Source organism: Rhodoplanes roseus (genome assembly GCF_003258865.1).
GTDB classification, from domain to species: Bacteria; Pseudomonadota; Alphaproteobacteria; order Rhizobiales; family Xanthobacteraceae; genus Rhodoplanes; species Rhodoplanes roseus.
Genome location: NZ_NPEX01000286.1, coordinates 1 through 7,211, shown reverse-complemented (window position 1 = coordinate 7,211; position 7,211 = coordinate 1). Strand labels below are relative to the sequence as shown.

The 7,211-nt window shown below is 70.9% G+C and carries 7 protein-coding genes and 1 pseudogene; 3 read left to right on the top strand and 5 right to left on the bottom strand.

The annotated features are described in order from the left end of the window. Positions 1–159: 159 nt before the first annotated feature. Entirely contained in the window at positions 160–1,725 is a 1,566-nt protein-coding gene (locus CH341_RS25935) for a Do family serine endopeptidase (protein ID WP_111421860.1), read from the bottom strand. A 288-nt stretch (positions 1,726–2,013) separates the two neighbouring features. Between CH341_RS25935 and corA the strand changes: the two genes are divergently transcribed. Further along, positions 2,014–3,075: a magnesium/cobalt transporter CorA gene (gene corA / locus CH341_RS25930; RefSeq protein WP_111421858.1), complete on the top strand. Its 1,062-nt coding sequence runs from the start codon at positions 2,014–2,016 to the stop codon at positions 3,073–3,075. A gap of 24 nt (positions 3,076–3,099) precedes the next feature. Here corA and CH341_RS25925 read toward each other — a convergent pair whose 3' ends face one another. Further along, the gene (locus CH341_RS25925; RefSeq protein ID WP_111421857.1) at positions 3,100–3,576 is read right to left on the bottom strand and encodes a cytochrome c-type biogenesis protein; all 477 of its coding nucleotides are present in this window, start codon (positions 3,574–3,576) and stop codon (positions 3,100–3,102) included. Between the two features lie 49 nt (positions 3,577–3,625). Between CH341_RS25925 and CH341_RS25920 the strand changes: the two genes are divergently transcribed. Then, positions 3,626–3,868, top strand: coding sequence for a type II toxin-antitoxin system RelE family toxin (locus CH341_RS25920; protein WP_111421859.1), 243 nt, complete (start codon positions 3,626–3,628; stop codon positions 3,866–3,868). Positions 3,869–3,877: 9 nt separating this feature from the next. Continuing rightward, complete coding sequence (locus tag CH341_RS25915; protein ID WP_111421856.1) at positions 3,878–4,348, top strand: helix-turn-helix transcriptional regulator; 471 nt, start codon at positions 3,878–3,880, stop codon at positions 4,346–4,348. A 44-nt stretch (positions 4,349–4,392) separates the two neighbouring features. Here CH341_RS25915 and CH341_RS25910 read toward each other — a convergent pair whose 3' ends face one another. The 3 genes and pseudogenes from CH341_RS25910 to CH341_RS34450 form a co-directional block, all read right to left on the bottom strand. Beyond that, a complete protein-coding gene (locus tag CH341_RS25910) occupies positions 4,393–6,372 on the bottom strand; it encodes a heme lyase CcmF/NrfE family subunit (protein ID WP_111421855.1) in 1,980 nt (659 codons plus the stop codon). Then, positions 6,369–6,890, bottom strand: coding sequence for a cytochrome c maturation protein CcmE (gene ccmE, locus CH341_RS25905; RefSeq protein ID WP_111421854.1), 522 nt, complete (start codon positions 6,888–6,890; stop codon positions 6,369–6,371). The genes CH341_RS25910 and ccmE overlap by 4 nt, the downstream gene beginning before the upstream one ends. Continuing rightward, positions 6,887–7,211 (bottom strand): annotated as a pseudogene (locus CH341_RS34450) (hypothetical protein); the annotation flags it as partial. The pseudogene CH341_RS34450 and the gene ccmE, both read right to left, overlap by 4 nt.

The window sequence follows — 7,211 nt, the reverse complement described above, 5'->3', positions numbered from 1 at the left end:
CGGCGGCGGACCGCCGTCCCCTCCACCGACGGCCCCGGCGGGGCGAGGATATGCCGGGACCGCCTGATGACAGGAGGGACGGGCGTGGAGGCCCGTCCCTCGTTCGGAGCCGCGCGGCGCGGGGCGACGGTGCCGGCGCGGGCTCCGAGCAGTTGGCGATCAGCCCTTGCCGAGAGGCACCGCGACGAAGCGGGTGTTCTGGCCGGACTTCACGCGCATCAGGACGGTCTTCTTGCCGCCCGTCTGGGCCTCGGTGAGCGCCTTGCGGACGTCCGCCGGGGAGGTCACGGTCGCGCCGCCGACGTCGAGGATGACGTCGCCGGTCTTCAGGCGGTCGCCGGCGACGCCGTCGGGATCGACCTGGGTCACCACCACGCCGTCGCTGCCGCCGCCGGCGACCGAGCCGGCCGGCGCAAGGGTGAGGCCGAGGCGCGGCACCTTGGCGTCGGCACCGCCACGACCGCTGCGCTCGTTCTCGCCGTCACCGCGCGAGGCGACACGCTCCTTCGGCAGCTCGCCGAGCGTCATCGACATCGTCTCGGTCTTGCCGTTGCGGAAGACGTCGAGCTTCACGGTGGTCCCCGGCGCCATGGTGCCGATGGTCCGGGCGAGCGTGCGGGCATCCTTCACCGGCTCGCCGTTGACGGCCGTGATCACGTCACCCGCCTTGATGCCGGCCTTGGCGGCCGGGCTGCCGCCCTGCGGCTCGGCGACGAGCGCGCCCTGATCGGTCTTGAGGCCGAGGCTGTCGGCGATCTCGGCGTTGACGGGCTGGATCTGCACGCCGATCCAGCCGCGCGACACCTGGCCCTTGTCCTTGAGCTGGGCGACGACGGTGCGGACCGTCTCGGCGGGAATCGCGAAGGCGATGCCGACGGAGCCGCCCGACGGCGAGAAGATCGCCGTGTTCACGCCGATCACGTTGCCGTCCATGTCGAAGCTCGGGCCGCCCGAATTGCCGCGGTTCACCGGCGCGTCGATCTGCAGGAAGTCGTCATAGGGACCGGCGCCGATGTCGCGGCCGCGGGCCGAGACGATGCCGGCCGTGACGGTGCCGCCGAGGCCGAACGGGTTGCCGACCGCCAGCACCCAGTCACCGATGCGCGGCGCCTTGTCGCCCAGCGCCACGGCCGGGAAGTCGCTGCGCCCGTCGATCTTGATCAAGGCGAGGTCGGTGCGCGGATCCGTGCCGATCACCTTGGCCGTGTAGGTCTTGCCGTCGTCGGTGGTGACCTGGACGCTCTCGGCCTTGTCGACCACGTGGTTGTTGGTCACGGCGTAGCCGTCGGGCGTGATGAAGAAGCCCGAGCCCTGGCCGGTGGAGAACTGGCGCTTCCGCTGGCGCTGCTGGTCGGGCATGCCCTCGGGGCCCTGGCCCTGACCCTGACCCTGGCCGAAGCGGCGGAAGAAGAACTCGAAGGGCGAGCCGGGCGCGAACGGATCGTCCTCGCCGCGCGTGCCGATGCGCGGCCGGTCGTTGCTGACCTGGACCTTCACCGAGATCACGGCCGGCTTCACCTTGTCGACGATGTCGGCGAACCCGGCGGGACGCTGGGCGTTCTGGGCATAGGCGGGGGTCAGCAGCGCGGAGTGCCCGGCCGGGCCGAACTCCGGGTTCATGAACAGGACGCCGGTGCCGAGCGCACCGACGGTGGCCAGAAGGGCGAGACGTCGCGCCGACACGATGCTGCGCGCCTTCTGCTTCAGGTTTTGGGTATCGATCATGAAAGGCTCCATCGTCTGATCGTCCGGCGGCGCGAACCGCATCACCGTGGAGTGGAAGATGGGAGTTGGAGGATTACGGCGTCCTGACCGCCGGATTAAACATCGGTAAGGTGGGGATCCGTTCGAAATACGCGATCCGTCAATATGTTGGGCGGAAGTTCGGCGCCCCGGACGGGCCTTGCCGGAATGCGTCCCGCTTGGCGGCGGGCCCGGTCCGGATTACACCGACCGAACCTTCCCTCTCGTCGTTCCGCCGCGGCCGAGCGCCTTCGGCATGGAGATCGACCCATGACCGAGACGCTTCCGGACCGGCCCGCGCCGGCTGCGCCCCTGCCGGCCGCTCAGCTGCCCTCCGCCGTCTTGACGGCGCCCGAGGGCGAGCCCGGGCTGGTCAACTCGGTCGTCTATCAGAACGGCCGGCGCCTCGCCGACATCCCGGTCGACGACGCCGGCCGCTGGGCGGAGCGTCCGGGCCATGTCGTGTGGATCGGCCTGTACGAGCCCGGCCACGATCTGCTCGCCCGCGTGCAGGCCCAGTTCCGCCTCCACCCGCTCGCCATCGAGGACGCCGAGAAGGCGCACCAGCAGCCCAAGTTGGAGCAGTACGGCGACACGCTGTTCGTGGTCGCCCGCACGGCCCAGATGGTGGACGGCCGCGTCGCCTTCGGCGAGACGCATCTGTTCATCGGCCGCGGCTACGTGGTCAGCGTGCGGCACGGCGCCTCGCGCTCCTATGCCGACATCCGCCGCCGCTGCGAGGCCTCGCCCGACATGCTGGTCCAGGGCGAGGACTACATCCTCTATTCCGTGCTCGACTTCATCGTCGACAACTACGCGCCGGTGCTGGAGGCCATCACCGAGGAGGTCGAGGGCATCGAGGACCGGGTGCTGGAGGAGAGCCTCAGCACCGAGGCGATCAACCGCCTCTACACGCTGCGCCGCGACCTCCTGAGGCTGCGCAACGCCGCCGGCCCGCTGGTCGACGTCTGCCAGCGGCTGGAGCACTCCAAGCTCACCGCCATCGATCCCAACCTGCAGCCGCTGTTCCGCGACGTCACCGACCACATCAGACGGATTCAGTCGGAGATCGACACGCTGCGCGAGGTGCTGGCCTTCGCGTTCGAAGCCGGCCTGATGGTCGGGCAGATGCAGCAGACCGTGATCACCCGCCAGCTCGCCGCCTGGGCCGCCATCCTGGCCGTCCCGACCGCCGTCGCCGGCATCTACGGCATGAACTTCAAGCACATGCCCGAGCTCGAATGGGTGTGGGGCTACTACGTCGTGATCGCCGGCATCCTGAGCATCTGCGGCGGCCTGTTCTGGTGGTTCAGGCGGGTCGGGTGGCTGTGACCGGGACGCCGGCGCCCCGACTCCCTACCCCTTCGTCAGCTCCGCCAGCTTGCGCTTCTCCTCGTCGCTGAGCGGCGGCGTGGCGGCCGTGGCGGGGGCGAGATCGCGACGGCGGCGGAGCGCCGTCACGAGGCCGACGGCCCCGGCCAGCAGCACCAAAGCGGGCGCCACCCACAGCACCACGGTGTGCCAGGACAGGCGCGGACGCAGCAGCACGAACTCGCCGTAGCGCGCCACCAGATAGTCGATCACCTGAGTGTCGCTGTCGCCCTGCTTGAGCCGCTCGCGCACCAGCAGCCGCAGATCCTTGGCGAGCCCGGCGTCGGAATCGTCGATCGACTGGTTCTGGCAGACGAGGCAGCGCAGATGCTGCGACAAATCCCGCGCCCGCTGCTCCAGCTTCTGGTCGGGCAGCACCTCGTCGGGCTGGACCGCGAAAGCCGGCGCGGCGGCGCCGAGCGCCAGCGCGGCGACGAGAGCAATGAGCAGCTTACGCAACATGGTGATGCATCCCGGTTGACGGGGATATCGCATAATGCGATATTACGGCATGCGGTCGATCGTCTTCACGCCGGCCGCGACACGCCAGTGGACCAAGCTGTCCCCGGCGGTCCGGGCCCGGATCAGAGCGCGGCTGGAGGCTTTTGCCGCCACCGGCCACGGCGATGTCAAATCCTTGAAGGGTCGGGCCGGAGCACGCCTGAGGGTCGGTGACTGGCGGGTGGTCTTCGACCAGGACGGCGACACGCTCGTCGTCGCCGCGGTCGGGCATCGTCGAGACGTCTACGATTGAGAGAGCGTCATGAAAGTGCGGTTCGAAACCACCCCGAAGGGCGAGATCGCCATCCTGCCGCGGGCCGAGTACGACCGCCTGGTCGCGCTGGCCGCGGAGGCCGAGGAGGATGCCGGGACGGCACGGCTGGTGGCGCGGGCCCGCAAGGATGTCGCCGCCGGCACGCCGCTGCTGCCGCTCGCGGTCGCCGATGCGCTCGCCGACGGCGAGAACCCGGTCCGGGTGCTCCGCGGATTCCGGGGCATGACCCAGGTCGAGCTGGCCGCCGCGGTCGGCATCGCCCAGGGCTATCTGTCGGACATCGAAGGCGGCAAGCGGAACGGGCCGCTGGCGCTTCACCGAAAGATCGCCCGCGTGCTCGCCGTGCCGCTCGACCTCCTGGGCTCCGCCGCGCAGCCGGGGGACGAGACCGAGCCAGGGCGAACCAACACGCGCCGAGCGGTGCCGCCCGGCCCCCGAAAGCCCCGCAAGCGCGGCTGAGCCACGCCGCGTCTTCCAGAGGCGCTCGAGCCCCCGGCTCATCGTCACTCCGCCGGCTGCAGGCCGAGCTTGGCCTTGGAGGGGCGCGGCGCGCCGACGCGCAGGCGGCGGTCGGACAGCGACAGGGCGCCGCCGATCGACATCACCAGCGTGCCGATCCAGATCAGCAGCACCAGCGGCTTGTCGTAGGCGCGCACCGCCACCGAGCCGTCCGGGTTGAGGTCGCCGAGCGAGACGTAGAGCTGGCTGAAGCCGTGCCGCATCAGCGCCGCCTCGGTAGTCGCCATCTCGCGATGCGTGAAGGCGCGCTTGGCCGGCGACAGCGTCGCGATCTTGATGCCGCCCTCGCGGACCGAGAACCGCACCGCCAGCTCGCGGAAGTTCGGCCCCTCGCGCTGGTCGAGCCCGTCGAACACGAGCTCGTAGCGGCCGACCGTGGCGACGTCGCCGGCCTTCATGGCGGCGATCCGCTCGATGTTCCACTGCGACTCGCCGACGATGCCGAGCAGCATCACGCCGAGGCCCGCATGGGCGACCGCCGTGCCCCAGGCGGAGCGCGGCAGGCCGACGGCGCGGCGCAGCACCGTCCCGACCGGCATGCGGAACAGGCCGATGCGCTCGGCCAGGTCGGTCGCGGCGCCCATGATCACGAAGACGGCGAGGCCGATGCCGAGCGGCGCCACCACGGACCCGCCTTTCAGGGCGAAGGTCGCGACGAGCGCCAGCAGCGCGATCGCGGCGGCGACGAGCAGCCGCTGCGCCACCCCCAGCAGGTCGCCGCGCTTCCAGGCGAGCAGCGGGCCGAACGGCACGGCGATCATCACGGGCACCATCAGCGGGCCGAACGTCATGTTGAAGAATGGCGCGCCGACCGAGATCTTGGCGCCGGTCAGCGCCTCCAGCGCCAGCGGATAGAGCGTGCCGACGAACACGGTGGCGCAGGCCGTGGTGAGGAACAGGTTGTTGAACACCAGGGAGCCCTCGCGCGACACCGGCGCGAACAGGCCGCCCTGCCGCAGCATCGGGGCACGCCAGGCGAACAGCGTCAGCGAGCCGCCGATGAAGACGACCAGGATGCCGAGGATGAACACGCCGCGGGCCGGATCGGTGGCGAAGGAGTGCACCGAGGTGAGCACGCCGGAGCGCACCAGGAAGGTGCCGATCAGCGACAGCGAGAAGGTCAGGATGGCGAGCAGGATCGTCCAGACCTTCAGGGCCTCGCGCTTCTCCATCACCAGGGCGGAGTGCAGCAGCGCCGTGCCGGCGAGCCACGGCATCAGCGAGGCGTTCTCGACCGGATCCCAGAACCACCAGCCGCCCCAGCCGAGCTCGTAATAGGCCCAGTAGGAGCCCATCGCGATGCCGAGCGTCAGGAAGATCCAGGCGACCAGCGTCCACGGCCGCACCCAGCGCGCCCAGGCCGCATCGATGCGGCCGATCAGCAGCGCCGCGGCGGCGAACGAGAACGTCACCGAGAAGCCGACGTAACCCACGTAGAGCAGCGGCGGATGAATCGCGAGGCCGATGTCCTGCAGGATCGGGTTGAGGTCGCGCCCCTCGAAGGGGGGCTGCGGCAGCCGCGCGAACGGGTTCGAGGTGAGCAGGATGAACAGGTAGAACGCCGTCGCGACGATCGCCTGCACGGAGAGGACGGCGGCGTGCAGCGCGGCCGGCACGTTGCGGCCCAGCACCGCGAGCGCCGCCCCGAACATGGCGAGGATCAGCACCCAGAGGAGCATCGAGCCCTCGTGGTTCCCCCACACGCTGGTGATCTTGTAGACGAGCGGCATCGCCGAATGGGAGTTCTGGGTGACGTTCTCGACCGAGAAGTCGGAGACGACGTAGCTGGCCGTCAGCGCCGCGAAGGACAGGCCGACGAACAGGAGCTGGGCGAGCGCAGTCGGCTTCGCCACCGCGATCAGCGTCGGGTCGCCGGTCTTCACGCCGATCAGCGGGACGATCGCCTGCGCCAGCGCGAGCGCCAGCGCGAGCACCAGGGCGTAGTGGCCGAGCTCGGGGATCATCGGGTCGCGGCTCCGGTGGCCGTGGCGGCCGGTCGTTCGGCGGAGGACTGCGGGCCGGGAGCCGGCGCGCCGGCCTGCCCCTTGTCGTAGTCGCTCTGCCAGTGGCCCTGCTTCTTGAGCGCGTCGGCGACCTCGCGCGGCATGTATTTCTCGTCGTGCTTGGCCAGCACGCTGTCGGCCTTGACGCCGCCGGTGTCGAGCACGCCCTCGGCGATGACGCCCTGCCCCTCGCGGAACAGATCCGGCAGGATGCCCTTGTAGGCGACGCCGATGGTGTTGTTGCCGTCGGTCACCTGGAAGCGGACGTTCAGGTCGTCGCCGCGCACCACCGAGCCCGGCGCGACCAGCCCGCCGATGCGCAGCCGCGTCCCGGTCTGCACCTTCTTCTCGACGACGTCGGTCGGCGAGTTGAAGAACACGATCGAGTCGTTGAGGGCGTTGAGGACGAGGCCGACCGCCACGGCCAGCACGGCGACGCCGCCGGCGATCAGGGCGAAACGGCGCTGCTTGCGGGTCATTGCACGGCTCCTGAACCGGATGCGGCCGGGACCTCGGGCAGGCCGAGCTCCTTCACGACGGCGTCGAGGCGGGCGAGCTTGTCGGGGGCGCCGGCGAGCGCTTTTCGCGCGTCGGCGGCCGCCGCGCCGGCGCGCGCGCGGTCGCCCAGCGCCATATGGGTGCGGACCAGACGCATCCAACCATCAACGTCGCCGCCGTCCGCGGCCAGCCGCTTGGCGAGGCGGTCGACCAGGCTGCGCATGGTCTCGTCGTAATCGGCCGCGGCATCGGCGGGCGAGCCGGCCGAGGCGGTCCTGGGCCCGGCGCCGGAGCCCGGGCGC